The organism is Ascidiaceihabitans sp. (genome assembly GCF_039986515.1).
Classification (GTDB): Bacteria; Pseudomonadota; Alphaproteobacteria; order Rhodobacterales; family Rhodobacteraceae; genus Ascidiaceihabitans.
Map to the genome: position 1 here is coordinate 165373 of NZ_JBDWQO010000015.1, position 26174 is coordinate 191546.

30 protein-coding genes and 2 riboswitches are annotated in these 26174 nt (G+C 54.2%); of the genes, 9 read left to right on the forward strand and 21 right to left on the reverse strand.

Annotated elements, in window-relative coordinates:
- Positions 1 to 11 precede the first annotated feature (11 nt).
- On the reverse strand, positions 12 to 413 hold the full coding sequence (locus tag ABJL60_RS15385; protein WP_348290150.1) for a DUF4864 domain-containing protein: 402 nt from the start codon (positions 411 to 413) through the stop codon (positions 12 to 14).
- 69 nt (positions 414 to 482) lie between these two features.
- On the reverse strand, positions 483 to 2057 hold the full coding sequence (locus ABJL60_RS15390; protein WP_348290151.1) for a lysine--tRNA ligase: 1575 nt from the start codon (positions 2055 to 2057) through the stop codon (positions 483 to 485).
- Positions 2058 to 2175: 118 nt separating this feature from the next.
- Here ABJL60_RS15390 and ABJL60_RS15395 point away from each other — a divergent pair, with 118 nt between their 5' ends.
- Entirely contained in the window at positions 2176 to 2595 is a 420-nt protein-coding gene (locus tag ABJL60_RS15395; protein ID WP_108829643.1) for a tellurite resistance TerB family protein, read from the forward strand.
- Positions 2596 to 2702: 107 nt separating this feature from the next.
- Here ABJL60_RS15395 and ABJL60_RS15400 read toward each other — a convergent pair whose 3' ends face one another.
- Positions 2703 to 3239 (reverse strand): TetR/AcrR family transcriptional regulator, encoded by a 537-nt coding sequence (locus ABJL60_RS15400; RefSeq protein WP_348290153.1) that lies wholly within the window; start codon positions 3237 to 3239, stop codon positions 2703 to 2705.
- 76 nt (positions 3240 to 3315) lie between these two features.
- On the opposite strand from ABJL60_RS15400, the gene ABJL60_RS15405 reads away from it, so the two are divergent.
- Both ABJL60_RS15405 and ABJL60_RS15410 read left to right on the forward strand, forming a co-directional pair.
- A complete protein-coding gene (locus tag ABJL60_RS15405; RefSeq protein WP_348290154.1) occupies positions 3316 to 3666 on the forward strand; it encodes a hypothetical protein in 351 nt (116 codons plus the stop codon).
- 99 nt (positions 3667 to 3765) lie between these two features.
- A riboswitch (glycine riboswitch) is annotated at positions 3766 to 3853 on the forward strand.
- Between the two features lie 23 nt (positions 3854 to 3876).
- A riboswitch (glycine riboswitch) is annotated at positions 3877 to 3984 on the forward strand.
- 62 nt (positions 3985 to 4046) lie between these two features.
- Positions 4047 to 5285: a D-amino acid dehydrogenase gene (locus tag ABJL60_RS15410; RefSeq protein WP_348374518.1), complete on the forward strand. Its 1239-nt coding sequence runs from the start codon at positions 4047 to 4049 to the stop codon at positions 5283 to 5285.
- 134 nt (positions 5286 to 5419) lie between these two features.
- Here the strand turns inward: ABJL60_RS15410 and ABJL60_RS15415 are convergent, their stop codons facing one another.
- The 4 genes from ABJL60_RS15415 to dacB form a co-directional block, all read right to left on the reverse strand.
- Positions 5420 to 5788: a hypothetical protein gene (locus tag ABJL60_RS15415; RefSeq protein ID WP_348290158.1), complete on the reverse strand. Its 369-nt coding sequence runs from the start codon at positions 5786 to 5788 to the stop codon at positions 5420 to 5422.
- Positions 5789 to 5822: 34 nt separating this feature from the next.
- Positions 5823 to 6293: a DUF995 domain-containing protein gene (locus ABJL60_RS15420; RefSeq protein WP_348374519.1), complete on the reverse strand. Its 471-nt coding sequence runs from the start codon at positions 6291 to 6293 to the stop codon at positions 5823 to 5825.
- 183 nt (positions 6294 to 6476) lie between these two features.
- Positions 6477 to 7238 carry a helix-turn-helix transcriptional regulator gene (locus ABJL60_RS15425; RefSeq protein ID WP_348290162.1) on the reverse strand — a complete coding sequence of 254 codons (762 nt, stop codon included), beginning with the start codon at positions 7236 to 7238 and terminating at the stop codon, positions 6477 to 6479.
- Between the two features lie 131 nt (positions 7239 to 7369).
- Entirely contained in the window at positions 7370 to 8863 is a 1494-nt protein-coding gene (dacB, locus tag ABJL60_RS15430; protein ID WP_348290164.1) for a D-alanyl-D-alanine carboxypeptidase/D-alanyl-D-alanine-endopeptidase, read from the reverse strand.
- A 97-nt stretch (positions 8864 to 8960) separates the two neighbouring features.
- Between dacB and ABJL60_RS15435 the strand changes: the two genes are divergently transcribed.
- Positions 8961 to 9788 (forward strand): DMT family transporter, encoded by an 828-nt coding sequence (locus tag ABJL60_RS15435; RefSeq protein WP_348374520.1) that lies wholly within the window; start codon positions 8961 to 8963, stop codon positions 9786 to 9788.
- Here the strand turns inward: ABJL60_RS15435 and ABJL60_RS15440 are convergent.
- Positions 9777 to 10382 (reverse strand): nicotinate-nucleotide adenylyltransferase, encoded by a 606-nt coding sequence (locus tag ABJL60_RS15440; RefSeq protein WP_348374645.1) that lies wholly within the window; start codon positions 10380 to 10382, stop codon positions 9777 to 9779. The two genes, ABJL60_RS15435 and ABJL60_RS15440, sit on opposite strands and share 12 nt — an antisense overlap.
- Positions 10379 to 10735, reverse strand: a complete 357-nt coding sequence (locus tag ABJL60_RS15445; protein WP_348374521.1) for a helix-turn-helix transcriptional regulator — start codon at positions 10733 to 10735, stop codon at positions 10379 to 10381. Before ABJL60_RS15445 ends, ABJL60_RS15440 begins: the two co-directional genes overlap by 4 nt.
- 74 nt (positions 10736 to 10809) lie before the next feature.
- Here ABJL60_RS15445 and ABJL60_RS15450 point away from each other — a divergent pair, with 74 nt between their 5' ends.
- The 4 genes from ABJL60_RS15450 to ABJL60_RS15465 all read left to right on the forward strand — a co-directional run bounded on the left by ABJL60_RS15450 (position 10810) and on the right by ABJL60_RS15465 (position 14192).
- Positions 10810 to 11181 carry a lecithin retinol acyltransferase family protein gene (locus ABJL60_RS15450; protein ID WP_348374522.1) on the forward strand — a complete coding sequence of 124 codons (372 nt, stop codon included), beginning with the start codon at positions 10810 to 10812 and terminating at the stop codon, positions 11179 to 11181.
- 70 nt (positions 11182 to 11251) lie between these two features.
- Positions 11252 to 12907, forward strand: a complete 1656-nt coding sequence (ettA, locus tag ABJL60_RS15455; RefSeq protein ID WP_108829651.1) for an energy-dependent translational throttle protein EttA — start codon at positions 11252 to 11254, stop codon at positions 12905 to 12907.
- A gap of 169 nt (positions 12908 to 13076) precedes the next feature.
- A complete protein-coding gene (locus ABJL60_RS15460; RefSeq protein ID WP_348374523.1) occupies positions 13077 to 13532 on the forward strand; it encodes an SH3 domain-containing protein in 456 nt (151 codons plus the stop codon).
- Positions 13533 to 13640: 108 nt separating this feature from the next.
- Positions 13641 to 14192, forward strand: a complete 552-nt coding sequence (locus ABJL60_RS15465) for a L,D-transpeptidase (RefSeq protein WP_108829654.1) — start codon at positions 13641 to 13643, stop codon at positions 14190 to 14192.
- 8 nt (positions 14193 to 14200) lie between these two features.
- Here the strand turns inward: ABJL60_RS15465 and ABJL60_RS15470 are convergent, their stop codons facing one another.
- The 10 genes from ABJL60_RS15470 to ABJL60_RS15515 form a co-directional block, all read right to left on the reverse strand.
- Positions 14201 to 14464 (reverse strand): hypothetical protein, encoded by a 264-nt coding sequence (locus ABJL60_RS15470; RefSeq protein WP_348374524.1) that lies wholly within the window; start codon positions 14462 to 14464, stop codon positions 14201 to 14203.
- A 117-nt stretch (positions 14465 to 14581) separates the two neighbouring features.
- Complete coding sequence (locus ABJL60_RS15475; protein ID WP_348290176.1) at positions 14582 to 15577, reverse strand: ABC transporter substrate-binding protein; 996 nt, start codon at positions 15575 to 15577, stop codon at positions 14582 to 14584.
- 58 nt (positions 15578 to 15635) lie between these two features.
- Positions 15636 to 16478 (reverse strand): ABC transporter permease, encoded by an 843-nt coding sequence (locus ABJL60_RS15480; protein ID WP_348290178.1) that lies wholly within the window; start codon positions 16476 to 16478, stop codon positions 15636 to 15638.
- Positions 16475 to 17395 (reverse strand): ABC transporter permease subunit, encoded by a 921-nt coding sequence (locus ABJL60_RS15485; protein WP_348374525.1) that lies wholly within the window; start codon positions 17393 to 17395, stop codon positions 16475 to 16477. The genes ABJL60_RS15480 and ABJL60_RS15485 overlap by 4 nt, the downstream gene beginning before the upstream one ends.
- Positions 17392 to 17823: a GNAT family N-acetyltransferase gene (locus ABJL60_RS15490; RefSeq protein WP_348374526.1), complete on the reverse strand. Its 432-nt coding sequence runs from the start codon at positions 17821 to 17823 to the stop codon at positions 17392 to 17394. Before ABJL60_RS15490 ends, ABJL60_RS15485 begins: the two co-directional genes overlap by 4 nt.
- Positions 17816 to 18607 carry an ABC transporter ATP-binding protein gene (locus tag ABJL60_RS15495; protein WP_348374527.1) on the reverse strand — a complete coding sequence of 264 codons (792 nt, stop codon included), beginning with the start codon at positions 18605 to 18607 and terminating at the stop codon, positions 17816 to 17818. The genes ABJL60_RS15490 and ABJL60_RS15495 overlap by 8 nt, the downstream gene beginning before the upstream one ends.
- The gene (locus ABJL60_RS15500; RefSeq protein WP_348374528.1) at positions 18604 to 18888 is read right to left on the reverse strand and encodes a hypothetical protein; all 285 of its coding nucleotides are present in this window, start codon (positions 18886 to 18888) and stop codon (positions 18604 to 18606) included. Before ABJL60_RS15500 ends, ABJL60_RS15495 begins: the two co-directional genes overlap by 4 nt.
- On the reverse strand, positions 18885 to 20345 hold the full coding sequence (gene hydA / locus ABJL60_RS15505) for a dihydropyrimidinase (protein WP_348290188.1): 1461 nt from the start codon (positions 20343 to 20345) through the stop codon (positions 18885 to 18887). The genes ABJL60_RS15500 and hydA overlap by 4 nt, the downstream gene beginning before the upstream one ends.
- Positions 20346 to 20443: 98 nt before the next feature.
- Entirely contained in the window at positions 20444 to 20770 is a 327-nt protein-coding gene (locus ABJL60_RS15510) for a hypothetical protein (RefSeq protein WP_348374529.1), read from the reverse strand.
- Positions 20767 to 22017 carry a Zn-dependent hydrolase gene (locus ABJL60_RS15515; RefSeq protein WP_348374530.1) on the reverse strand — a complete coding sequence of 417 codons (1251 nt, stop codon included), beginning with the start codon at positions 22015 to 22017 and terminating at the stop codon, positions 20767 to 20769. The genes ABJL60_RS15510 and ABJL60_RS15515 overlap by 4 nt, the downstream gene beginning before the upstream one ends.
- Positions 22018 to 22170: 153 nt before the next feature.
- On the opposite strand from ABJL60_RS15515, the gene ABJL60_RS15520 reads away from it, so the two are divergent.
- Positions 22171 to 22785, forward strand: coding sequence for a TetR family transcriptional regulator C-terminal domain-containing protein (locus ABJL60_RS15520; protein WP_348374531.1), 615 nt, complete (start codon positions 22171 to 22173; stop codon positions 22783 to 22785).
- 444 nt (positions 22786 to 23229) lie between these two features.
- Here the strand turns inward: ABJL60_RS15520 and preA are convergent, their stop codons facing one another.
- Positions 23230 to 24534: an NAD-dependent dihydropyrimidine dehydrogenase subunit PreA gene (preA, locus tag ABJL60_RS15525; RefSeq protein ID WP_348288052.1), complete on the reverse strand. Its 1305-nt coding sequence runs from the start codon at positions 24532 to 24534 to the stop codon at positions 23230 to 23232.
- A 2-nt stretch (positions 24535 to 24536) separates the two neighbouring features.
- Positions 24537 to 25865: an NAD(P)-dependent oxidoreductase gene (locus tag ABJL60_RS15530; protein WP_348374532.1), complete on the reverse strand. Its 1329-nt coding sequence runs from the start codon at positions 25863 to 25865 to the stop codon at positions 24537 to 24539.
- Positions 25866 to 26174 lie beyond the last annotated feature (309 nt).

Here is a 26174-nt window from a genome sequence, read left to right on the forward strand (position 1 = left end):
CCGGCAAGGTTTCAGGCGTTAACATCCGGCTGCGGCAACAGCTGTACGCCATTGATTTTCCAGCCATCTTCGGTTTCCAACATCCGGTACCCCAAGACGTGGGTTACCCCGTCCTGATCCTTGATCAAAACCTTCTGCCAGATGTCGCCGGCGATTTCTTCTTGTTCCAGATAGCGCACATCGGAGGGGCGCCAAACCATCGGATACCCCGTGGTCACCATCTGTTGAAACCGCGCAACGGACCCAAAGATGCGTTGAATGTTGGGGCTGGCAAATGCAAACGCAGCATCGAAATCATCGACCTTGAAAGCTTCGATTTGCCCACGAATGGTGTTTTGGATGCCAAGGTCCTGTGCCCAGGCACCCCCCGCCATCACGGCGGCGATCACGGTCATTTTCAAAGTTTTCAACATGCGGTGTTCTCCTGCGCTTCACCTTGAAGCGTAGCGCAAGAGAATTGCAAAACAAGGCAGCGACGGGGTTTAGGCCAGTTCACCGGCCAAGGCGCTGTCGATCAAAGCAATGGTTTCGTCCACGCCATAAAGCGCTATGAAGCCCCCGAAACGCGGGCCTTGGGACGCGCCCAAAAGCACCTCGTAAAGCGCCGTGAACCAATCGCGTAGCGGATCGAACCGCTCACGCCCGCAGGCAAAGACCTCGGATTGCAACGCTTCTGCATCCAATCCACCGTCCCAAACCTTCAACCGTTCACGCAGGTCTTCCAACGCTTCGCGTTCAAGGTCTGTTGGCGCACGGAACACCTTTTTCGGCTTCACAAAGTCGTTGTAGTAACGCACCGCAAATCCTGCCGCCTGATCCAATTGCGGATGCGTTTCCGGCGAGGCATCCGGCGCATAGCGTTGCATAAAGCCCCACAGCTGCGATTTTTCCTCAGCCGAGGATACAGACGCAAGATTCAACAGCATCGAGAACGGCACAACCATATCGCTGGCTGGCACATTGTGGCCGTGGATGTGGAAGACAGGATTGTTCAATCGCCCCTTCGTATCCTGTCCTGCATAGGCCCGCAATTGCTGGTGATATTCGTCCACAGCTTTGGGGATCACGTCAAAATGCATGCGCTTGGCCGTCTTCGGCTTGAGATACATGAAATACGACAGGGATTCAGTCGACGCGTAGGTCAGCCATTCGTCGATTGAAATGCCATTGCCAGAGGTCTTGGAAATCTTGTGTCCATCGGCATCCAGAAACAATTCATATGTGAAGTGTTCGGGCTTTTTGCCGCCAAGAATTTCGCAGATACGGTCATAGATCGGCGTGTTGGTGGAATGATCCTTGCCGTACATCTCGAAATCGACATCCAAAGCCGCCCAGCGTGCGCCAAAGTCTGGCTTCCACTGCAATTTCACGTTTCCGCCTGTGACAGGCAATGTCCACTCGCGGCCCTCTTCGTCATCGAAGGTGATGGTGCCGTCAGCCTTGTTCACGCTTTTCATCGGCACGTACAAAACGCGACCGGTTTCGGGATGGATGGGCAGGAAAATGGAATAGGTTTCGCGGCGTTCTTCACGCAGCGATTTCAGCATGACGGCCATCACCTCGTCGTATTTTTCAACAGCACGCAGCAAGATATCGTCAAATTTGCCAGAGCGGTAGAACTCGGTCGAGCTGATGAATTCATACTCAAAGCCAAATGTGTCCAGAAAGCTGTTCAGCTTGGCATTGTTGTGGGCGCCAAAACTATCATGGGTGCCAAAGGGATCAGGCACATCTGTCAATGGGCGCTGCAAGTGTTCCACAAGGCTTTCGGAATTGGGCACATTACCCGGCACTTTGCGCATCCCGTCCAGATCGTCGGAAAAGCACACAAGCCGTGTGGGAATGTCAGAAATCACCTCAAAGGCGCGGCGCACCATCGTGGTCCGTGACACTTCGCCAAATGTGCCAATATGCGGCAGACCTGACGGGCCGTACCCTGTTTCAAACAGAACATACCCCTTTTCAGGCGGCTTTTTGGAATACCGTTTCAACAACCGACGCGCTTCTTCAAAAGGCCACGCTTTGCTGGCCAGTCCGGCCTCTCGCAGATCGCTCATGTCAGTATCCTTTGTCATACAGCGCGCCCGATAGGCGCTAACCTGCCACTCCCTATTGCGCGGGGGGGCATAGGTCAATATTCTGCACCGCAACATAACCCTATAAGGATGCCTTGCAGTGACCGATGCCCCACATTCCTTGACGGCCCAAGATGCACTGGTTGCACTGATGATCGCCGTTTCCGCATCTGATTCAGATATCGGGACGGCAGAACTGGTAAAAATCCAATCCGCCATCAATATGCTGCCGGTGTTCGCGGACTACGACCTGGACCGCCTGACAACGATCAGCCAAACTGTGTTTGACTTGTTTGATCAGGAAGACGGGCTTGATGCCCTGTTCGGACTGGTGCGCGAAGCGCTGCCGGAGCGCTTGTATGAAACGGCCTATGCTTTGGCCTGCGATGTGGCCGCCGCTGACGGATCGCTAGAAGAAGCCGAGCTGCGCCTGCTTGAAGAAATGCGGTACGAGCTGAACATCGACCGGCTGCACGCGGCTGCCATCGAACGCGGCGCAAGGGCGCGGCACCTGACGTAAAGCAAAAAAGGCATCGGGTTGTCATTAGACAGCACCGCTGAGCCTAATGTCCACTTCGAGCCCGAAGCGCCACTTAGAATGCGCTCATTCTAAGAGAATCCTGCTGCCTATGAGTGGAAAAGGGCTATTATTTTCTCAAATTCAACGTCCGCGAACTGCATATCACTGCCATTAGCCATCATCATTTGACCCAGATAGGCCCAGTAAAGAAAGGTTGCTTTGCTTCGAGCCGATTTATCGGCAGTATCGCGAGCCACCAACAAGTCGCTGATGTAGTTTATCCGTTCATTGTCTACCAAAGCGACAACACTTGCGGCCTCTGGATTTGGAATTGCCCATGCCCTAACAGCCCGCTCTAAATCCCTATCTGAATTGAACGCTTTTCGCATCAGAGCACTCAATCGGTCTGAGCCATTGGATAGCTCGTCGATTTCTTCGATCACCTGTAGGGTTGCACGTTGTCGCCAGAGATCGAGAACAGCACGTTGAAACATGCCAATATCTTTGAAGTGCCAATAGAAGCTCCCACGGGACACCTTTAACGTCTTTGCCAAGGGTTCCGCCTTGAGCGCGCCAAAGCCCTCTTTTTCAAGGGTTCTCAGACCGTGCTGGACCCATTTCTCTTTTGTTAGATGGTCGGACATGGCGGCACCATACATAACTGTCTTGACTCATTCCAGCAGTAAGTTTACGCCCATACACATATGTATGGAGTGGAACATGAACAACGCTTTATTGATTATGGGTGGCGCGTGCGGAATGCTTGTCGCTGTTGGACACGGATTTATTGGGCACAAAAAAGTATTGCAGCCCCTCACTGGGCCATCCCCAGCAATGCTGAGATTGAATTATGCCGTTTTTCAAATGACGGCCATTTATTGGTTCGCAGGTGGTGCTGCGTTGGTTCTGGCTCCTTTTACCCTCGATCCAGCAATGCGCCTTGCAGTCGCGGTGATGGTGGCTTTTGTATATGCCGTCGGGGCATTGGGGAATATTTTGCTCACACGCGGTCGCCATTTTGGTGGATATGCACTTGCCTTAGCGGCGGTGTTGTCTTTGCTTGGTGGGTGAACGGCGGTTTTGTCCGCACAGCAGACCTACGCATATCACCTTTCATAACAAATCCCTTTACAAAACACCCTCAAGTTTCCTATACGAAACCCAAGTTGATAAGACCCCATGGGAGAGCGCAGGACACCCTGCCGCCGAAGGAGCAACGCCCCGGAAACTCTCAGGCACCAGGAACCGTGTGGGCCGCCCGCTGCGCAAATGCGCAAACGATATCAACGATCTGGAGAGTGGCTTGCGCCAAGCGCCGCAGGCCCACCGAAGGAGGAAGCCGTTCGCAAGAAGGGTGAAGCTCTCAGGTCTCGTGACAGATGGGGACGCCGCACCAGCAAATCCGCTGGGCTGTGTCCTACAATCTGCGCATGACCAAAAAGGCCAAACACATGGCACATATCGCAATCATCGGCGCCGGGATCACTGGCATCACCACCGCTTATGCCCTGTCGCGGCGCGGCTTTCAGGTCACCGTATTCGACCGCAACCGCTACGCTGCGATGGAAACGTCTTTTGCCAATGGCGGACAGTTGTCTGCATCCAACGCAGAGGTCTGGACCCGTTGGGGCACGATCTTCAAGGGGTTGAAGTGGATGCTGCGCTCAGATGCACCTTTGCTGGTGAACCCAAAGCCAAGCTGGCACAAACTGTCGTGGATGGCCGAATTCATGGGCAACATTCCCGACTATGAAAAGAACACCATCGCCACGGCCAGAATGGCAATTGAAGCCCGCAAACACTTGTTGGGTTTCGCAGACGAGGCAGGTTTCAAATTCGACATGGAAAAGCGCGGCATCTTGCACGTCTACAAAAAGCAATCCGAACTGGATCATGCCCGCCACGTCAACGCCTTGCTGCAAAAAGCCGGCCTTGAGCGTCACGAAGTCTCAACCAGCGAAGTGCAAAGCATTGAACCTGCCCTGCGTACGGACGTCATCGGCGGCTTCTATACCGAAAGTGATTTCACTGGCGACATTCACCTGTATGCCCGCCAATTGTCCAAAGCTTGCGAAGCCAATGGCGTTACCTTTTGCTACCGCGCTGCCGTAAACGATATCAAACACACTGGCCAAGGCGTCGATGTATCTTGGCAGAGTGAAAACGCAGGCGACACACAACACTTTGACGGCATCGTCGTCTGCGCAGGCGTCGGGTCCCGCGATATTGCTGCAAACCTTGGCGACCGTGTGAACATCTACCCCGTCAAAGGATATTCCATCACCGTGAATTTGGACGATGAGGCCAGCCAGAATGCCGCCCCTTGGGTGTCGTTACTGGATGACGAAGCGAAAGTGGTCACGTCACGTCTGGGCAAGAACCGTTTCCGTGTCGCAGGAACAGCAGAGTTCAACGGCTACAACCTGGACATCCGCGACAACCGCGTGAAACCGTTGACCAAATGGGTAGAAGATTTCTTCCCGGACGTGTCCACCGAACACTGCGTCCCATGGGCGGGTTTGCGCCCTATGATGCCTTCAATGCTGCCAAAGGTCGGGCCCGGTAAGAAACCGGGCGTGTTTTACAACACAGGGCACGGGCATCTGGGATGGACACTGTCGGCGGCAACAGCAGAAGCTGTGGCCAATTGTGTTGAGGTCGCGCGGGTGCGCAATGAACGGGCCGCTTAGGGTCCTGAACCAAGATAGCAACAAACAATTGGCAGCCCGCATGCTTGCGGGCCGCCAGATTGAATTGTGCACCTCAAAACGCACAAGGGTCTGCGATAACAGCATATTGGCTGCTGACGAAACCTAAATGCGGCCTATTTCAGAGTGACAATGTTCGTGGCGCCTTTGCCCTGATCACGTGTGAAGCGCAGCTTGTTGCCATCAATTTCGACAATCTGACAATTGGTTCCGGTTGCTTCTTTTTTGATCACCAAATTGCGGCAATAAAACCCTTTGGTGAAGGTCCAATTGCCAACATATTTTCCTTGTTTCTTTAATCGTCCGTCGGTTTTCCCGTTGGGACGAATAAATGCGGTGCCACTGGGCCAAGTGATCTTTTTGCCAACAACCAGTGCGCTAAATTCTTCGGATGTTTTGATCCGTTTAAAATTGTCCGCCAGCGCGGGGACCCCGCTGGTTCCCACAAGGGCAAAGATCGAAAAAGCTATAATGGATGTACGCATGTGGTTTTCCTTTTCAGTTTAGAAAATACAGCCTCTAAAGACCGATTTTCTTTTTCGCGCGATTAAATTTTGATTGATGCTTGAAGCGCTTAGACGCGTTCTTGTCCGACTTGATGTCCTGAACACGCCACCAGTCTGCATCGTCATTCCAACGGCGCCACATGGTGCCTTCGGCATCGACAATATGTGCAATACAATCAGCGTCGTTTTTCTTGGATTTAATTTCGTCGTTGTCTTTCCAATACCAAACAAGCTCGTGACAGATCACACCCTTTTTCACCGACCATTTACCGATACCAACTGATTTTGGATTTTTGCCGCAAAACGCAATCGCTTCCCAGCCTGCGCCGAAGTAGACACCGCCACCGTTGCAAGAACTCCATTCGCGGGCTGAGCCACCATAGAAATTTGCGACGGCCTGATTGTCTGCATGCTTTGCATTTTGCGGCTTCGGATCCGCTTGTGCAAAGGATGCAACAACCGCCATGGCCGCCGCGATACTCATAACTGGAATTGCTTTAAACATATATTCTTTTCACTTCTTAATTTCAGAAACTTACAGGTCATAATGACCGACCTTAACGGGCGGAGGTTCGATAAAACCCAAAGATATCCTTGGTGAAAAACGCACGCAGAACAAGTTATCGTTTCCGATATTTGCCCTGCATCGCGCCCCTACATCAGCCCCTTAAAGGGTGATCCAACCATCGCGCACAGCAATCGCAATGGCTTGTTCACGCGTGCTGGCGCCAAGCTTTTGACGAATAGACAACAAATGCTTGCGCACCGTCACTTCGGCGATTTTCGTCTTGAACGCGATCTGGTCGTTGCGCAGTCCACATGCCAAAAAGCTTAAAACATCGTGTTCTCTTGGCGACAAAGATCTTTCGCGCACAATGAAACGCCGTAAAATGTCTTTATCTTCTGGACCAGACAAAGACGGGTTCGGGATGTTTGCGGCAATGATGGCGTGGATGATTTTCAATCGGTCAAACCCTAAACGCGCATCAACCTCTGCCAAAGTTTCACCAGAGCAGAAAACCACCAAAGTACGATATCCAGACCCCAAACCACCGGCGCTGCTGCCGTACAATGACCCATACCCATGGGCTTTAAGATCATGGTTCAAATGATAGGCCGGGTCGATCTTGGCCAAAGTGCCACAATCAACCGCAACCTGTGCATGTCCCGCCACGAGAGCCGCAATAAATGGATCAATAAGGTGGTATTTCTCACTTTCATACCGTGCCAGCCAAGCCTCTGACATCGAAGACATACCCCATGCAGCCGCATCTCCGGACGGTGTGGTGCCACCAACATTCACGGCCAGCCCGCCGATGTCCCGAACGATGGTGTGGGCCGTTTGTAAATTGCTTTCGCCGCTTGCGGTGTTCTGAAAACGTGCGCTGATCTCGCTGATCATTTTTTCAAAAGGCTCAAGCCCAAGCATCAGGATCGCCTCCTAGGATCATCGTCCGCATCAGGGTGATGATCCTATTCGGCTTTGGCAAGGATAAGCCTGCAGAAACACTGCAAAAAAGGGCGAAAACACACATACAACTACCTAAGGTAGGTGTACCGTTACGATCCGTATAACGTGCCCCAGCGCTCAATCAATTGCTGCTGTAATCGCTTCGCCCGTTTATTGTACCCACGTGCGCCCTGCGGCGCCTCTCGGTTCGCCTTTTTGATACGTTTGCGCACGGCCTCGTCGCCAGAGAAAATCGCGAAAGCCAGAACAGATCCATCCTTGGCCTCCATGTACCCACCCAAACCAGAAACAAAATTCAACGTCCCTGTTTTGGCATTCACTGCAATCGGGTGATTTTTCAGCACCTTGCCCTTGGCATCGCGCATCGCCACAGGCTTTAGCAAGGGACGCAAGGTGTTGGACGCATAGACCTTTACCAAAGTATCAACCATTGCATCTGCCGTCATCCGGTTGCCTGCGCCAAGGCCCGAATGGTCCTGCAATTTCATGCCTGACACACCCAGTTTGGACTTGGCCCAAGCGTTCATGGCTGATGCCGAAGCCCGCAAACCGGATGGGTTTCGCCCACCTCGTGCCGTGGCCGCCATGCCGACCATTTCGGCAATCAGATTGTTCGAGAATCGCAACATATCACGCAGGATTTCGCGCAAAACCTCACTTTGATGTGTGACCAGAACAGTACCCTGCGGTGCACGCTTCATACCCTGTGCTGGTTTCAGGCGTATGCCCTGCGCCCTTGCCATCGTACGAAAAACATCGGCAGCGTAAGCGCCTGGCTTGCGAACGGGCAACCAGCGCGACCCGCCGCCACCCAAAGCCGAACGGGCAACGGACCAAGTATCCACACCCTTTTGATCGGCGTAAGAATACACCGGAATAGATCGTTCCGTGATGCGCATCCGCGCCATCGTCACATCAGGGCGATAGCGATCAGAGCGTGCATCCATAGTCACGGAATATTTTCCTGATGCCCGCCGCCATTCGAAATGTACCCGATTGAAATTCAACGCAATCCCGGACACCGCCGGACTATAACCCACATGGTCCGGTTGGTCCGTGTCGATGGTCTTCACAAAAGGCAACGCGCCCTCATAGACTTTGAACGCCCCACGGACTTCGCGTATGCCTGCCGCTTTCAATTGGCGGGCCATATCGGCCAAATCATTGGTATCAAGTGTCGGGTCGCCACCGCCCACAAGAACCAGATCACCGGACACCACACCATTTGATACAGATCCTGTCGCCATCAAACGGGTTTGAAAGCGATGCCCTGCCCCCAACCGGTCCAACGCATATAACGCCGTAACTGCTTTGGTCACGGACGCAGGCGCGACTTGGGCAGTGGGGGTGTTCGCTTCTAGCCGCGCGCCCGTTTTGGCGTCCGCCACAGCGTAGGCCACATGTCCATTCAGCTTGGCGTCGCGGATCAGATCCTTTGGACCCCGCACAGCACGTTTGTGAAAATCACCGCCCCGCGCACGAGGTCGCAGTGATTTTCCCGGCGCATCCGCAAAAGCCACACCCGCAGCCAGCGCCGAAATACCGCCTGCCAGAAAATACCGTTTAGAAATACCATGTGTCATAGGGCGCAGTTAACCAAAGCGGTGTGACAGTAACAAGGCAACAAGCGATCACTTTTGCATCCTTTCCGCGGCCCGTGCCCCGTGATACTGCGCCTTTATGCAACGCGCTGTCCTGATCATGTTTGTCGCCATGTCGTTGATCCCTGCCGGGGACACTGCAGGTAAATTGCTAACCCAGTCAGGGTTGGCCACCCCCGCCTTTGTGGCTTGGTCGCGCTTTATCGTGGGGGTGGTTCTGATTTTACCCTTTACGCCCCGCAGCGCTTGGAGATTGCTGCGCGACTGGCGGATATGGTTGCGGGGCATACTGATTGCGTGCGGCATTAGCTGCATCCAGATCGCTTTAAGCCGCGCACCCATTGCAGACGTCTTCGCCGCCTTTTTCATCGGCCCGTTGATCAGCTACGGCATGGCGGCAATCTTTTTGCGCGAACCCATCACATGGCAACGTACAGCACTGATTTTCATCGGATTTATCGGGGTTCTGGTTGTGGTTCAACCGGGGTCTGACACATCGCCTGCGCTGTTTTGGGCTGTTGCGGCTGGCACGTGTTATGGTGCGTTTCTGACGTCTTCGCGTTGGCTTGCCCACCTTGGAAGCCCCATCGCATTGTCTTTTACACAGCTGTTTATCGCAGGCTTGATCCTGACGCCTTTCGGCCTGGCCACTTTGCCGCAGTTCACGCCCTACGTCACAACTGTCACCTTCTTGTCAGGGCTTGGCTCCATGTTGGGCAACCTGCTTTTGCTATATGCCTACAGTGCGGCCCCCGCCACACGACTGGCACCGTTGGTCTATTTCCAGCTGTTCGCAGCCGTTCTGTTCGGGTGGTTTGTATTCGACACATGGCCCCAAATGTGGACATGGGTCGGGTTGCTGATCGTTATGTCCGCGGGCATTACATCAGCGCGTTTAAAAGCCTGACCATTTACCACTTTTCCGAATGGCCGTCGAAGAATGCGCCACCATTGGAATATTCACAAAGCACCACGCGGGCGATTGCGCCTGCGCCAGAACATGGGACATGCGCCCCGCAATCCGGTACGGTGCATAGACCTTGGCAGCTCTGCTCATCCGCGCCGAGATCCGGTCACCGGGACGGGCCAAGACGCCAACAGGCACGTTGTCCATGATCCAACGCCAATCCTTCCACAAATGCATCTGCGCCAGATTGTCCGCGCCCATCAACCACACAAAGCGCACACCACGGCACTGCATTTGCAAAGCTTGTAGCGTTTCGGCAGTGTAACGCGTGCCCAGATGCGCCTCGATATCCGTAATCGCAACGCGCGGGTGCTGCATTATTTCGCGTGACCGCTCCATACGTTGCTTCAAGGGGGCAGGCCCCTGCATTTTCAACGGATTTCCGGGCGACACCATCCACCACACGCCATCCAACCCAAAGCGCTTTAACGCCTCGCGCGTGATATGCGCATGGCCTGCGTGCGCGGGGTCAAAAGAACCGCCCAAAAGGCCGATGGTTTGGCCGGGGCGGGTGTAGGGGGGCCTCAAATTCAGGATCTGCCCGACAACAAAAGAGCCGCAAGGGCAGCACCTCCAACAAATGCTAGCATTTTTCCATCACCAGCGTCTTTCTTTGGTACGATATCAATCTTCTCTCTGCTCACAGTCTGAATGCTCTGCTCAAACTCATACATGAAATTTACCAGCGATGTGTTAAAACACTCCGCCAGTTTTAGTTGAGTTGCCAGCGTGGCAGAACTCTCACCTCGTTCCAGACGAGACAACGCGGATTGGGTCATATCAAGTCTGTCAGCCAATTGTAGCTGCTCTATTCCCAAAAATTTTCTTTTTTTTGCAACAAGTTGGCCAAATATTGCATCTACATGCGTGATCCGACTCTCAGACATAGCAAAATCCCTTATTGACTATACCCGATTTTCGGGTATATTTGTTTTATGCAATCAACATAGGAGCATATTTATTGGAACACTCACTCAAACTCGGGGATATAATATCCGTGTCAAAAGCAATTGTCATCCGACACTACGGGATTTACATTGGCAACAATCAAGTTATCCATGCCTCCCCCAGTTGCGGCAAAGTTTGCAAAATTTCACTTGAGAAATTCAAAATCGGTAAAGCTATTCAGGTTCACACCTCACCGTCCAGATATTCACCACCGCAAATCGTAATGCGCGCGAAATCTAGACTGGGCCGGACATACAACTTGATCGATGCAAACTGCGAGCACTTCAAAAACGAAGTTGTTCACGGGATAGCATTTAGCGATCAAAAGAAAGCGGTTCTCACTGTCGGCGCACTATTTTTCGCTTTCAAACTCCTCGCCAAATGATCCCAGTTGCCGCCGATAGGCTGTCACGATATGACACCCCAAACCAAATTCCCCAATCGGAGTCGTCTCAATGGCAGCCTACCAATACGTCTATCACATGTCCGGTGTATCCAAGGCCTACCCCGGCGGCAAAAAATGCTTTGAAAACATCCACCTGAACTTCCTGCCCGGCGTGAAAATCGGCGTTGTGGGCGTGAACGGCTCTGGTAAGTCCACGCTGATGAAGATCATGGCGGGGCTGGATAAGGATTTCACCGGCGAAGCATGGCACGCCGAAGGGGCCAAAGTGGGCTACCTGCCGCAGGAACCCCAGCTTGATCCGGCGCTTAATGTTCGTGAGAACGTGATGCTGGGTGTGGCCGAAAAGAAGGCCGTTCTCGACCGCTATAACGAACTGGCGATGAACTATTCGGATGAGACCGCCGAGGAAATGGGCCAACTGCAAGACAAGATCGACGCGGAAAACCTGTGGGACCTCGATTCACAAATCGACGTGTCGATGGAGGCCCTGCGCTGCCCTGCCGACGACGCCGACGTCACGACCCTGTCGGGGGGTGAAGCCCGCCGCGTCGCCCTGTGCCAGCTGCTGTTGTCTGCACCCGACATGCTGTTGCTTGACGAACCGACGAACCACCTTGATGCGGAAACCATCGCGTGGCTGCAACAGCACCTGATCGACTACAAAGGCACGATCCTGATCGTCACCCACGACCGTTACTTCCTTGATTCCATCACAACATGGATTTTGGAACTGGAACGTGGGCGCGGCATCCCGTGGGAAGGCAACTATTCCTCATGGGTCGATCAAAAAGCCAAACGTCTTTTGCAAGAAGCCCGCGAAGACAAATCCCGCCAGAAAACCCTGCAACGCGAACTCGACTGGATGCGTCAGGGGGCCAAAGCGCGTCAGGCGAAGTCCAAGGCGCGGATCAGCGCCTACAACGAACTGGCCGACAAATCAGAGCGCGAAAAGCTCACCTATGCCCAGATCGTCATCCCCAATGGCCAACGTCTTGGCAACAAGGTGATCGAGGTCACAAACCTGAAAAAAGCCATGGGCGACAAGCTGTTGATTGACGGTCTGTCCCTGTCCATCCCCCCCGGCGGCATCGTCGGTGTGATCGGACCAAACGGTGCCGGCAAATCCACGCTGTTCAAGATGCTGACAGGCCACGAACAGCCCGACGAAGGCACGGTCGAGATCGGCAACACGGTTGAGCTGTCCTATGTCGACCAGTCCCGCGACGACCTGAACCCCGACGACAACGTCTGGCAGGCGATTTCCGGCGGGGCCGAATTGATCGCGCTTGGTGACGCAGAGGTCAATTCACGGGCCTATTGTTCATCCTTCAACTTCAAAGGGGCCGACCAACAGAAAAAAGTTGGCCTGCTTTCGGGTGGTGAGCGCAACCGCGTGCACATGGCGCGTTTGCTGAAAGATGGCGGCAACGTGTTGCTGCTCGATGAACCGACAAACGATTTGGACGTCGAAACCCTGCGGGCTTTGGAAGACGCTTTGGTCGATTTCGCAGGCTGCGCCGTCGTCATCTCCCACGACCGCTTCTTCCTCGACCGCATCTGCACACACATGCTGGCGTTTGAAGGGGATTCCCACGTCGAATGGTTCGAGGGCAACTTCGAGGACTACGAAGAAGACAAAAAACGCCGCTTAGGGGCCGACGCGATGGAACCCAAGCGGTTGAAGCATAAGAAGTTCTCACGATGAACTTTACGAAGTAAATTCATCGGGCGCGAGGCAGGGTGTACTTTGGTGTGCCCTGCCTGGCAAATTTAACCTCTCACAAGACATACGCGTTCGTCGCGAAGGGTCATTTTATGAATCCCGCTATTATGGTACCATTAGATTCTATTTTGTAAATTTGAGGTATTATTCTGTGGAATGGCTTGCCCCCTTAGTTTCATTACTTGATGACGTCCCCCCTTTGTTCAAAATTATCGGTCTAGCATTTTTGGTGTCGGGAATTTCTTTGCCTTTGCTCAAAGGCGCGCATCCCTTCTACATCTTGATCGCCTTTATCGCGACATTGGGTTTTCTACTTATCATCCTTTCGTGGATTTTTGAAAAACCCACACCGGATGACTCAACCTGGCTCAAAGATGGCTTGATCAATTGTGCGATTGTGCAGGGGCTGAACCCACAGGGTGCAAATAATCTTGCGGTTCGTGATGGGCCAAATCGTGAAAACACCGAAATTTCACAGCGTTACACAGGTCAAAAGCTCTGGGTGCATGGTCAAACAACCGGTTGGTTGAATGTGCGCTTTATGTATCGTGGCGAAAAGGTAGAAGGCTGGGTATCGCGCCGATATACACAAACGTCGGCGTGTTGATGAACATGCCGTGATCTCATTTGGGAGGGCGACCCTATGGCCCCATTGATTTTAACTATAACTCTGGCATGATTCCGCCACATGTATCGTAACCCGGAGTAGCCACCCATGGACCGTCGTCAATTCCTTGCCCTTTCCACCGCCGCAGCCCTCACCCCTTTCACGTTGGAAGCCCAAACCACCGTATTTGATCCCACCCCGCAAGAGGTGCGCATCAAGAAGGACTTTGCGCCGGGGCAAATCCTTGTGCTGCCACGCAGCTATTATTTGTATTGGGTGACGGAAGAACGCAAAGCGATCCGCTACGGTGTGGGTGTCGGGCGTGCGGGGCTAGAATTCACCGGGCAAGCCACCATCGACGTTAAGAAAGAATGGCCCACATGGCGGCCCACCGAGGACATGATCGAACGTAGCCCGAAGACCTATTCGCGCTTCAAAGGAAACAAATACATCATGCCGGGCGGTCCGGATAATCCGTTGGGTGCGCGGGCGCTGTACCTGTTCCAAAACGGTGTGGATACGTATTTCCGCATCCACGGCACAACCCAGCCACAGACCATTGGATCGTCTATCTCAAACGGGTGTATTCGACTTACAAATGAACATGTGACGGATCTGTACAACCGTGTGCCCAAAGGGACGGTCGTCACCGTTTTGTAAAGGGTGCGTTACAGCATAACTTGCCAAATCAACAAGCTTGGGGCGAGCATCGCGAACAGAATGCAAAACAGCTTCGCCCCATGTACCATCTTCGACATGACGAGACCGTCCGATGCGCTTTCACCGTAGCCCATGGCAGCTGCCATAATCGCATGTCCGCCGGCGGGTGCTGCACGGTTTTTAGCCGCGATAGACGCCATGGCAGTTTCATAAACAACGCTTTGGCGTTCGGCCTCGGACAGTTTGTTGTCTAGGTTTTCCATATTCGACATCTTTTCGCTCCTAAAGTTCATAAAGGTAAATGGAGCCGCACGGCCAGAAGTCCAGTCCTACAACGAAAAAAGGGCCGACCTTTCGGCCAGCCCCTGATCATCCGCGCAAGACGCTGCTTATTTCAGCGCTTTGTCTGTGATTTGATGCGTCCAAGCACCTTCAGGCTTTTTGGTAATGACCGGATCAGAACCACCCGCCAGCAAAGACGCAACTGTGCGGTCAAAGTCCGCTTCAACCAGCGTGCCATCAGTCCCTGCCGTTAGCTTGGCAATCTCGCCCATCATACGCACCTGTGCCGTTTCGGTTTGCGCACCTGTTTCATCGTTGTCCAGAACGATGCCAGCGGCCTCTGCTGCGTTGGCTTCAGCGTATTTCCAGCCCTTCATCGACGCACGCACAAAGCGGACCATTTTGTCTTCGAACACAGCGTCTTTCAGATTGTCTTCCAGCACATAAATACCGTCTTCCAGTGTTGCGACGCCCTGGTCTTCGTACTTGAACGTCACCAATTCATCCGGATTAACCCCTGCATCCAAAACCTGACCGTATTCGTTGTAGGTCATGGTTGAAATGCAATCGGCCTCGCGCTGCAACAGCGGGTCTACGTTAAAGCCCTGCTTCAGAACCGTGACGCCATCATCACCGCCCTCTGTGGAAATGCCCGCTTGCGACATCCATGACAGGAAGGGGTATTCATTGCCGAAGAACCACACGCCAATAGTCTTGCCTTTGAAGTCTTCGACAGAGCTGATCCCGGTGTCTTTCCAGCAGGTCAGCATCAGACCGGATGATTTGAAGGGTTGCGCGATGTTTACAACAGGCAGCCCCTTTTCACGTGCTGCCAAAGCCGAGGGCATCCAGTTCAGCATGGCATCGGCACCACCGCCTGCAAGCACCTGTGGGGGCGCGATGTCCGGACCGCCGGCAAGGATCGTGACGTCCAGACCTTCTTCTTCGTAAAACCCTTTGTCTGCGGCCACATAGTAGCCCGCAAACTGCGCTTGCGTGACCCACTGCAACTGCAAAGTAACCGTGTTTGCGTGTCCGTCCGCAAAGGCGGTTGTCCCGCCCATACCCGTTGCAAGGGCAGCTGCCATCATAAAGTGTTTCATCGTTGTGACCTCCAAGTCGTTGGTTGTTATATGTGCCCCGCTTCTGCGGGTGCGTTTGTTATCTTTGTGACGGGTGCCAAAAGGTCACCCGTTTTTCGATCAGTGTCATGGCCCCGTAAAACGCACTGCCTGCGATGGCCGCGACCACAATCTCGGCCCAGACCATATCCAATGCAAGCTGCCCGAAGCTGGTCGAGATACGAAACCCCATGCCAACCGTCGGAGAGCCGAAAAATTCAGCAACAATCGCGCCAATCAAAGCCAATGTCGTCGCAATTTTCAAGCCATTGAACATGAAAGGCATCGCGGCAGGCAAGCGCAGCTTGAACAAAGTAGGCCAATATCCTGCCCCGTAGGTCCGCATCAGATCACGCTGCATCGACGATGTATCACGCAGTCCGGCCACCGTGTTCACAAGGATCGGAAAGAACACCATTACAGCAACAACCGCCGCCTTGGATTCCCAATCACTGCCCAGCCATTTCACAAATATTGGCGCGGTGCCGACAATGGGCAAGGCTGCCATAAAGCTGCCAACAGGCAAAATGCCCCGCGTCAGAAAATCAGAACGGTCCGCCAGAACAGCCACCGCCAGCGCAGCCCCACCGCCAATGACGTAGCCTGACACAGCACCCTTCAAAATGGTCTGCTTAAAGTCCGCCCATAAACGGGGGCCTTCGGCGCCAAGGCGTTCAATGATCGACGACGGTGCGGGCAGGATGACGGGATTCACATCAAACCCATGCACCAGCATCTCCCATACAATTACAACCGTAAGTCCAAAAATCACTGGAATTGCCACGCGCATCAAAGTCTCATCGGACCGTGCGCTGTTGCTGAGACGAATGTTGATCCACCAGCCCAAGGCCCAGATCACTATGGCCACCAATACCCAAATCATGCCGCAGCCATCCCCATACGCTTCAAGGTCACACGCTCAATCAAGCTGAAGATCCCGACCAAAGCCGCTGCCGTCAATGCCGCTGCAAAAAGTGCGGCCCAAGACACCAAAGGTTGCCCATATTGATCACCCACCAGCATCCGTGCCCCGAACCCCGCGCGCGCACCGGTTGGCAATTCTGCGACGATGGTGCCCACCAACGATGCGGAAATCCCGATCTTGAGAGACGCAAAAAGGTAAGGGGCAGACGCAGGCAACCGCAGCGACCAGAAGCCTTGCGCCTTTGACGCGTTATATGTGCGCAACAAATCCAGTTGCATGCCATCCGGACTGCGCAGCCCTTTGACCATGCCGACAACCACGGGGAAAAACGAAAGATAGGCCGCGATAATTGACTTAGGGAATAGGCCTTGGATACCCATCGACCCCAAAACGACAATGATCATCGGGGCAAGTGCGAGGATCGGAATAGTTTGGCTGACGATCGCCCACGGCATCACGGACCGATCCATCACGCGGCTGTAAACGATACCAACCGCCAACAATATGCCCAGACTGGTGCCGATCAAAAAGCCCAATAGCGTCGGCGCCAACGTGACCCAGCCATGGTAGACCAATGACCGTTTCGAGGTGATCTTCTTGTCGATGATCGTCGCATACATCTCGCGGCCAACCTGCTGAGGGCTGGGCAAGCGGGGGCGTTTGAACTCATAGGTCAGCGGGATCAGATGCGTGTTCTTCAACGCCAGCGCGACACCGCCTAAATCCTGACGCGCGACGGGCGTATCAGGTGTCACAACAAGGCCATCGCGCTGCGCCTGATCGGCCACCAGATGCATGTTCATCGGCACAACACACAGCAACCAGAACCCAAGGATCGCGGCAACCACGCTCAAGACAGGCAATACAGACCTCATGCCCGCCACTCCATCCGCAATTCAGGAACCCCGTCACCGCGCCCCTCTTCTTTACGTTCGACTTCGACAAACCCTTCACGGGCGTAAAATCGCTGCGCAGCCTCATTGGGGGCATGCGTCCAAAGCTGCACAAAGTCGCGGTCCTGCTTCACCGCATCCAACAGTGCTTTGCCATCACCAGAGCCGGGGTGCGCGGTATACAGGCCGTTGATTTGGGATATCTCCCGCTCGAGAGCCAAGTATCCCGTGACCGGTTCACCAATCACCCAAAATTCGCGCATGCCAATGCTTTGAGTCAACATTTCTGTCAATTCCTCAAGGCTTGGGCCGCCCGTCATCCACGGCGTCGCATCCAGCCAATCGCGCACAATCTGCGCACAGGCCGGTGCATCAGCCTTGGTCGCCAAACGGGGGGCAGCGTCAATCATCAGCATGCCCTGCCCGCAAACCTTCACGCACGCGGTGCGCGATTTCCAAAAACTCGGGACTGTCCCGGATATCCAAAGGCCGGTTTTTGGGCAAAGGGCTTTCAATAACGTCTGTAATCCGCCCGGGGCGCGGCGACATCACCACAATCTTGGTGCTCAGATACACCGCTTCAGGGATCGAGTGCGTCACAAAACCAATGGTCTTTTCCGTCCGCGCCCACAGTTTTAGAAGCTGCTCGTTCAGATGGTCACGCACAATCTCGTCCAGCGCCCCAAACGGCTCATCCATCAGCAAAATATCCGCGTCAAAGGCCAACGCCCGCGCAATGGAGGCACGCTGCTGCATGCCCCCCGACAGCTGCCAAGGGAACTTACGTTCAAAGCCCGCCAGTTCGACAAGCTCTAACACGCGCTCAACGCGTTCCTTTTGGTCCGTCTTCGAGTATCCCATGATCTCCAAAGGCAGACGAATGTTGCCGCCAATCGTGCGCCAAGGATAAAGCCCTGCCGCCTGAAACACATAGCCATAAGCCCGCGCCTGCCGAGCTTCGGCGGCAGACACACCGTTGACGGTGATCGCGCCCCCCGTAGGCTGCTCCAAATCCGCCATACAACGCAAAAACGTGGTTTTGCCGCAGCCGGAAGGGCCGATGAAGGACACGAAATCGCCCTTTTCGATATCCAGTGAAACACCTTTCAAAGCGTGCACGGGGCCATCATTTGTTTGGAAGGTGAGGTCGAGGTTCCGAGCGGAAATCACGGCCTGTTTGGTGTTTTCGGTCAACTCAGTTTCCTTAAATTCCAAATGGTGGTCGCGCTAAGACCTAACGCTGTGATCATCAAAGAAACAGCCATCAGCTCGCTTAGAGCATCGCAAAACCCACAATCAGATTCTGGGTATGGCCAGAACCGACCTGCAGATACGCTCAGAACCATGACGCCCATCATCGCCACAGCGATTGTAAAACTGAGTCCGACACCCGAAACAGCAAGCGGGAAAACCCAAGCAAACGAAGCCAGGCCAACTGTTGGCAGTCCAAAGATGAGCATTTCCTGCGGGGTCATATGCCCGCCGGAATATTCAATGGATCACGCTTGATCATCTTCGGTTTCGTCAACTCTTTCCACTTAGACAGCGCCACATTTCCAGACGGAAACGCCGGACGCGGCACGAACTTGCCCCGACCGGGCGATGGCTGAGAATTCTGTCCCCATGCCCAAATCACCTCACCGCGTGACAGGGTAAACCGTGATTGCGCCGTGACCTCGAACCCCTCAAACACGTTATAATCAAGGATCGAATGATGGTTCGCAGGCGAAATCGTCTTGGTGATCTTCGGATCCCACACCACGATATCCGCATCCGCCCCTTCCACAATCGCACCCTTCTTGGGGTAGATATTCAAAATCTTCGCTGCATTGGTCGAGGTCGCCGCGACAAACTCATTCGGCGTCAAACGGCCCGTCTCGACCCCTTCGGTCCATAGCACGGCCAAGCGTTCCTCAAGTCCATTGGACCCATTGGGAATGATGCGAAAATCATCACGTCCTGCACGCTTTTGCGCCGTGTTAAACGCCGCATGATCCGTGGCCACAACCTGCAAAGACCCCGCCTGCAAGCCCGCCCACAGTGAATCCTGATGATCCTTAGACCGGAAGGGCGGCGACATCACACGGCGCGCGGCATGGTCCCAATCCTTGTTGAAATACTCGCTTTCATCCAAGGTCAAAAACTGGATCAAAGGCTCCCCATAAACACGCATCCCTTTCTGACGGGCACGGCGAATGGCCTCATGGGTCTGCTCGCAGGACACATGCACAATGTACAAAGGCACGCCCGCAGTGTCCGCAATCGTAATCGCGCGGTTAGCGGCCTCACCTTCCAACTCAGGGGGGCGGGAATAGGCGTGACCCTCAGGGCCAGTGATGCCTTCGTTAAAATACTTCTCCTGCAACTCGGCCACCAGATCGCCGTTCTCGGCATGGACCATCGGCAAGGCACCCAACTCGGCGCAGCGCTTGAAGGACGCAAACATCTCGTCGTCCTCGATCATCAACGCGCCCTTGTAGGCCATGAAGTGCTTGAACGAATTCACACCCATCTCGACCGCATCTTTCATGCCGTTGAACACATCCTCGTTCCAACCAGTAATGGCCATGTGATAGCCCACATCGGAACAAATCTGCGGGGCGGACTTGCGGTGCCACTCGTTGATGGCGTTCTTCAAATCACCATCGGCGCCGGGCAAACAGAAATCCACAACCATTGTTGTGCCACCAACAGCCGCCGCCCAAGTGCCCGTTTCAAAGGTTTCAGCGGCAGTTGTCCCCATAAATGGCATCTCAAGATGTGTATGAGGATCAATACCGCCTGGAATGACATAGGCACCCTCAGCATCAATATATTCATCTCCAACCAAATCTTCCCCGATTTGCTTGATGACCTCACCCTCAATCAAAACATCCGCCTTGTACGTGCGATCCGCTGTACAGACCAAACCACCTTTGATTACCTTGCTCATCTCAGACTTCCCTTCGATCCAATTTCATCTCGCCCGAAAAACCTCGGGGTTTGGGGCAGAGCCCCAACAGAACAAAAACTTCGGGGCAAAGCCCCACCTCAGACTGATCCATAACAGCCCATTGCCGGCCCATGCACCCCAATGTCCAAAGGACCAAAATCGCTTTCCACACACAGCGAAAAATACCCCGCAACCGGCATATAAACCACGCGATACGTGCCATCGGTCCGCGTCACAGTCCAACAGGTTTGCGTCACACCACCACTGAACTTCACAGTGGTTTCAAAGGGGCTCACCAACGCCGCACGAAATGCATCCAGATGTCGCAGGTCGCGATCCGTTTCGATGCGTGCAGTGTCGATTTCCGCCTGCACGAGACCTGAAACCCGTTCCGCAACGCTTAGATCAGGGTCCAGCAATTTCACCCAACTATCTCCGCTGTCTCCACAACCGCATGCATCAACACATCCGTGCCAGCCATCGCCCAGTCACGGGAAATCTCTTCAGCCTCGTTGTGAGATAACCCATCTACACACGGACACATCACCATCGCCGTAGGGGCGACGCGGTTGATCCAGCACGCATCATGGCCCGCCCCCGAAATCAAATCCATGTGGGTATAGCCAAGGCGCTCCGCCGCAGACCGCACGGCCCCAACACAGCCTTCATCAAAAGCCACAGGATCAAACCCGCCAACCTTTTCAAACGCGATCTCAAGGCCCATGTCATCGGCGATTGCCTGCGCCTCGATACGCAAACGGGCTTCCATATCCTCGATCACCGACAGTTCGGGCGACCGGAAATCCACCGTAAACACAACCTGTCCCGGAATGACATTGCGCGAGTTCGGATAGACATCGATATGCCCTGCCGCCCCCACCGCATGGGGCGCATGGGACCACGCAATCTCGTCTACCTTTTCCAGAATACGCGCCATACCAAGCCCGGCATTTTTTCGCATCGGCATCGGGGTGGAACCTGTGTGGGAATCCTTGCCCGTCACGGTGATTTGCGTCCATGACAGGCCTTGCCCATGGGTCACAACGCCGATGTCGCGCCCTTCGGCTTCCAGAATTGGGCCCTGTTCGATGTGCAACTCAAAGAAAGCGTGCATCTTGCGGGCGCCAACCTCTTCTTCGCCGCGCCAGCCGATACGTGACAACTCATCTCCGAACTTTTTACCTTCCGCGTCAACACGATCATACGCCCAATCCTGCGTGTGAATACCCGCAAAAACGCCAGACGAAAGCATGGCGGGCGCGTAACGCGTGCCTTCTTCATTGGTGAAATTGGTGACTACAATGGGGTGCTTTGTCTGCACATCCAAATCATTCAAGGTGCGGATCACTTCAAGCCCTGCAAGGACGCCTAAAACCCCATCATACTTGCCGCCTGTGGGTTGTGTGTCCAAATGCGAACCCACATAAACTGGCAATGCATCAGGATCAGTGCCTTCACGACGGGCAAACATGTTGCCCATCTGGTCCAACCCCATAGAACACCCTGCCGCCTCGCACCACGACTGAAACAATGCGCGACCTTCGCCGTCTTCGTCCGTCAGGGTCTGACGGTTGTTTCCACCCGCAACCCCCGGTCCAATTTTGGCCATTTCCATCAGGCTGTCCCACAGCCGATCGGCATTGATTCTTAGATTTTCTCCCGGCGCTGGCATAACGACCTCCGTACTGGACTCTGTGCTGGCTTGTTTTTTACCATTTGGTAAATACACGATTGCGATTAGGATCGAAGCTGTCAAGAACTGGTTTGCCAAATTCAACTAAGACAGGCAACATATACTGTAAATTCAAGCACCAAGGACAGCCGTATGAAGGAAAGCGCCCCGAAAAAGCCAAGCCGGATTCAATTGCGCAATCGAAGCCGGATTATCGAAGCGGCGCTTGAAGTTTTTTCGCAGCATGGCTACCGCGGGGCGACATTGGATCAAATCGCGCGTGAAGCCGGGCTTAGCAAACCTAACATTCTGTATTACTTCGCCGGCAAGGAAGAAATTCACGTCACCTTGCTGAACCAGTTGATGGAAACATGGCTAGACCCTTTGATCGAAATGGATGCAAATGGCGAGCCACTGCAAGAACTGCTTGATTACGTGCAGCGGAAACTGGACATGGCGCGCGACCTGCCCCGCGAAAGCCGCTTGTTTGCGAACGAGATTCTACAAGGCGCCCCGCGGATGAAACCCCATTTGCACGCCAGCCTAAAGCCACTTTTTGATGAAAAATGTGCCGTGATCGAAGGCTGGATGGCCGAAGGGCGACTGGCGAAAGTGGATGTGCGGCACCTGATTTTTTCAATTTGGTCCAGCACCCAGCACTATGCAGATTTTGAAGCGCAAATTGACGTTTTGTTGCCCGATGGCGAAGATCGCGGCAGGGCGACGCAGTATCTGCAAACCATGTTCACAAAGCTGCTTGAACCATAAATCAGTTTGTTAACCTGACTTAACCATTCACCCAATCTTACTCCGCACATTTAGGATTTGTTCATACTTGTGAACGCCCCCTGAAGGCAGATGATGGGGCAAACACCGGATCAAACGGTGCGGCCAGTGCCTCCGCACAAAGCTATTCCACCGCAAAGGATGTCGGCACTGCGTCTGTTGAGGTCGAAGCTGCGGCCCGCGAAGCGGCACAAGATGCACACGCGGCCTACAAATTGCAGTCTATTCTTGAGGGTATGACAAGCCTGTCAGCAGAAGCTGAAAAAATAGCGCCTGTCGCGGAAGGCAATGACGTTAGCCCACCCGCAACAAGCGCCGAACCAGAAGAGATGCCAGTCTAAGACCTTTCACAACAGTCCCAGAGCAACGCCCTTTCTGAAAGGTATCCGTGCGGGGTGACATGACTTACCCCGCGCGGACGGGAGATTACTCAGCCGCAACTGCTCCCGGATTGTTCGGGTGCGTTGTCCAGTTTGCGTAGTCCGGCTCAACCACTTTGTCTGTCCGTGGGTCGGTGGCACCGGGGGCCATGGCCTCCATCGTGATGCATCCTTCAACCGGGCAAACATTCACGCAAAGGTTGCACGCCACGCACTCTGCGTCAATGACTTCGAACACCCGATCTTCTGACATGCTGATCGCCTGGTGCGAAGTATCTTCGCAGGCCGCGTAACAACGCCCACATTTAATGCAATCATCTTGGCTGATCACAGCCTTCGCCACGTAGTTGAGGTTCAGGTATTGCCAATCGGTCGTATTGGGCACAGCCATGCCAACAAAATCGTCCAAAGACGCATGGCCTTTTTCGTCCATCCATTGCGACAGGCCACTGATCATTTCCTGCACAATCTTGAACCCGTACGTCATCGCCGCCGTGCAGACCTGCACGTTGCCGCAGCCCAGCGCCATGAACTCAGCGGCATCCCGCCATGTGGTCACGCCGCCGATGCCGGAAATAGGCAAGCCTTGGGTTTCGGGATTGCGCGCAATTTCGCTAACCATCGACATCGCAATCGGTTTCACCGCAGGACCACAATACCCGCCATGCGTACCTTTGCCATCAATGCTTGGCTCGGGGGCCATTGTGTCCAGATTTACAGAGGTGATCGAATTGATCGTGTTAATCAACGATACCGCATCTGCCCCACCCCGATGCGCGGCCGCCGCAGGTTTGCGCACATCTGTGATGTTCGGCGTCAACTTCACGATGACAGGCTTGGAATAATACTGCTTGCACCAGCGCGTCACCATTTCGATGTACTCGGGCACCTGCCCCACAGCCGCGCCCATGCCGCGCTCCGACATTCCGTGTGGACAGCCAAAGTTCAGCTCGATCCCGTCTGCGCCTGTGTCCTCGACCAAAGGCAGGATCGCTTTCCACGCCTCTTCCTCGCAAGGAACCATGATCGACACGATGATCGCACGGTCCGGGTAATCCGCTTTGACGCGCTTGATTTCATCAAGGTTGGTGAAAAGGTCGCGGTCGGTGATCAGTTCGATGTTGTTCAGACCCAACAACCGACGATCCGCGCCATAAATCGCGCCATATCGTGGCCCGTTGACGTTAACGACAGGCGGGCCTTCTGAGCCCAAAGTTTTCCAGACCACGCCGCCCCAGCCTGCTTCAAAGGCGCGGCGGACATTGTATTCTTTATCCGTGGGCGGAGCAGAGGCCAACCAGAACGGATTGGGGGATGAAATACCTAAAAAGTTGCTTTGTAAGTTTGCCATTCTTATGCGCCTCCCATCAGAGTTGCGTGTATATCCATCGCAGCGTCACGCCCTTCGGCTACCGCTGTGACGGTCAGATCGTCACCGCCCGCTGCGCAGTCACCGCCAGCCCAAACACCATCAAGCGATGTGCGTCCTGTGCCGTCCACGGCAATTTTGCGACCATCCAAATCCGGTAGCCCACTTCCATTCAGCGTCTGCCCGATGGCCGTTAGCACTTGGTCGGCCTGCAGTCTTATGGTTTGACCGGTGCCCGCCATAGCGTCGTCTACATATTCGAATTCGATCTCGCGCACAGCGCCGTTGCCATGCACTGCCGTGGGCACCGCATGCGTCATGATGCGAACGCCTTTGGAGGCCGCAAGATCCTGTTCATAGACGCTTGCATTCATCCGGTCGCGCCCGCGACGATAGGCCAGTGTGACGTTCAACGCCCCGAGCAACTTGGCCTGCACAGCAGCGTCCACCGCCGTCATACCCCCGCCAATGACGACCACGTCGCGACCAACAGGCAGCTGTGCCACATCACTGGCCTGACGCAGTTCAGAGATGAAATCAACAGCATCCAAAACGCCCGTTTTGTCGTCACCCTCAAGCCCCAGCGCATTTACGCCGCCCAAGCCGATGGCCAGAAACACAGCGTCATGATCACCTTGCAACGCCTCAAGGCTCAGACCGTCGCCCAGCGCCTTGCCCGTTTCAATTGCGATGCCGCCAATCTGCAAAAGCCAATCGACTTCGTCCTGCGCATATCCACCGGGCGTTTTGTAACTGGCGATGCCATATTCGTTCAGCCCACCCGCCTTGGATTTTGCATCATAGACGGTGACGGTGTGCCCCATCATCGCCAAACGGTGCGCACAGGACAATCCCGCCGGACCGGCCCCGACAACGGCTATGGTTTTGCCGGTTTCTGTTGCCCGCTCAAATGGGTGCAGGCCTTGAGTTTGCAGATGATCCGTCGCGTAGCGTTGCAATTGACCGATAAGCACCGGTTTGCCTTCTGCGGCTTCACGGACACAGGCCTGTTCACACAAATCTTCCGTGGGACACACACGGGCGCACATCCCGCCCATGATATTTTGGCTTAAAATGGTTTTTGCCGCCGCATCAGGCGTGCCTGTCGCGATCTGGCGAATGAACAACGGTATGTCGATGTCTGTAGGACAGGCCGTGATACACGGCGCGTCATGGCAAAAGTAGCACCGATCCGCTGCAACAAGCGCTTCATGATCTTGTAACGGCGGATGCAGGTCTGAAAATTGGTCTTGATACTGATCTGGTGCCAATCGCCCCGCGACGACACCTGGCGTGAAAGAATTCTGCGACATGGCTCTCCCTGTCTTGGCTGTGTGCAGTGAACTTAGCGAAAATCAAAGCACGGTATAAAAATTTTATCAACTGGTAAATTTATTTAAGCCCGCATTCCGTGAAAAATCAAAAACAATGAGACAAAAACAATCACTAATCGGCAAGACTCCGCAAAATCACTTATTTTTGGGCTTTTTTCTTGATTTAGGCTGTATGGGTCCACATTTTAGGATTGCGACGTTAAACCTATCGACCACTGCTCCTTCACGGCTCAGTCCCCCTCGATCAGCGACGACTTTGCCGACCTGCCGCATGTTGCGGGCAGACAC

Bases quoted from the DNA above. Each gene is read 5' to 3' on its own strand.
- ABJL60_RS15480 (WP_348290178.1), bottom strand. From the start codon at position 16,478: ATGATTTGGGTATTGGTGGCCATAGTGATCTGGGCCTTGGGCTGGTGG.
- ABJL60_RS15385 (WP_348290150.1), bottom strand. From the start codon at position 413: ATGTTGAAAACTTTGAAAATGACCGTGATCGCCGCCGTGATGGCGGGG.
- ABJL60_RS15400 (WP_348290153.1), bottom strand. From the start codon at position 3,239: ATGTCCGACCATCTAACAAAAGAGAAATGGGTCCAGCACGGTCTGAGA.
- ABJL60_RS15530 (WP_348374532.1), bottom strand. From the start codon at position 25,865: ATGTCGCAGAATTCTTTCACGCCAGGTGTCGTCGCGGGGCGATTGGCA.
- ABJL60_RS15445 (WP_348374521.1), bottom strand. From the start codon at position 10,735: ATGTCTGAGAGTCGGATCACGCATGTAGATGCAATATTTGGCCAACTT.
- ABJL60_RS15465 (WP_108829654.1), top strand. From the start codon at position 13,641: ATGGACCGTCGTCAATTCCTTGCCCTTTCCACCGCCGCAGCCCTCACC.
- ABJL60_RS15475 (WP_348290176.1), bottom strand. From the start codon at position 15,577: ATGAAACACTTTATGATGGCAGCTGCCCTTGCAACGGGTATGGGCGGG.
- ABJL60_RS15390 (WP_348290151.1), bottom strand. From the start codon at position 2,057: ATGAGCGATCTGCGAGAGGCCGGACTGGCCAGCAAAGCGTGGCCTTTT.
- ABJL60_RS15435 (WP_348374520.1), top strand. From the start codon at position 8,961: ATGCAACGCGCTGTCCTGATCATGTTTGTCGCCATGTCGTTGATCCCT.
- ettA (WP_108829651.1), top strand. From the start codon at position 11,252: ATGGCAGCCTACCAATACGTCTATCACATGTCCGGTGTATCCAAGGCC.
- ABJL60_RS15485 (WP_348374525.1), bottom strand. From the start codon at position 17,395: ATGAGGTCTGTATTGCCTGTCTTGAGCGTGGTTGCCGCGATCCTTGGG.
- ABJL60_RS15520 (WP_348374531.1), top strand. From the start codon at position 22,171: ATGAAGGAAAGCGCCCCGAAAAAGCCAAGCCGGATTCAATTGCGCAAT.
- ABJL60_RS15410 (WP_348374518.1), top strand. From the start codon at position 4,047: ATGGCACATATCGCAATCATCGGCGCCGGGATCACTGGCATCACCACC.
- ABJL60_RS15515 (WP_348374530.1), bottom strand. From the start codon at position 22,017: ATGCCAGCGCCGGGAGAAAATCTAAGAATCAATGCCGATCGGCTGTGG.
- ABJL60_RS15425 (WP_348290162.1), bottom strand. From the start codon at position 7,238: ATGCTTGGGCTTGAGCCTTTTGAAAAAATGATCAGCGAGATCAGCGCA.
- dacB (WP_348290164.1), bottom strand. From the start codon at position 8,863: ATGACACATGGTATTTCTAAACGGTATTTTCTGGCAGGCGGTATTTCG.
- ABJL60_RS15405 (WP_348290154.1), top strand. From the start codon at position 3,316: ATGAACAACGCTTTATTGATTATGGGTGGCGCGTGCGGAATGCTTGTC.
- ABJL60_RS15490 (WP_348374526.1), bottom strand. From the start codon at position 17,823: ATGATTGACGCTGCCCCCCGTTTGGCGACCAAGGCTGATGCACCGGCC.
- ABJL60_RS15415 (WP_348290158.1), bottom strand. From the start codon at position 5,788: ATGCGTACATCCATTATAGCTTTTTCGATCTTTGCCCTTGTGGGAACC.
- preA (WP_348288052.1), bottom strand. From the start codon at position 24,534: ATGGCAAACTTACAAAGCAACTTTTTAGGTATTTCATCCCCCAATCCG.
- hydA (WP_348290188.1), bottom strand. From the start codon at position 20,345: ATGAGCAAGGTAATCAAAGGTGGTTTGGTCTGTACAGCGGATCGCACG.
- ABJL60_RS15470 (WP_348374524.1), bottom strand. From the start codon at position 14,464: ATGTCGAATATGGAAAACCTAGACAACAAACTGTCCGAGGCCGAACGC.
- ABJL60_RS15420 (WP_348374519.1), bottom strand. From the start codon at position 6,293: ATGAGTATCGCGGCGGCCATGGCGGTTGTTGCATCCTTTGCACAAGCG.
- ABJL60_RS15500 (WP_348374528.1), bottom strand. From the start codon at position 18,888: ATGACCCCGCAGGAAATGCTCATCTTTGGACTGCCAACAGTTGGCCTG.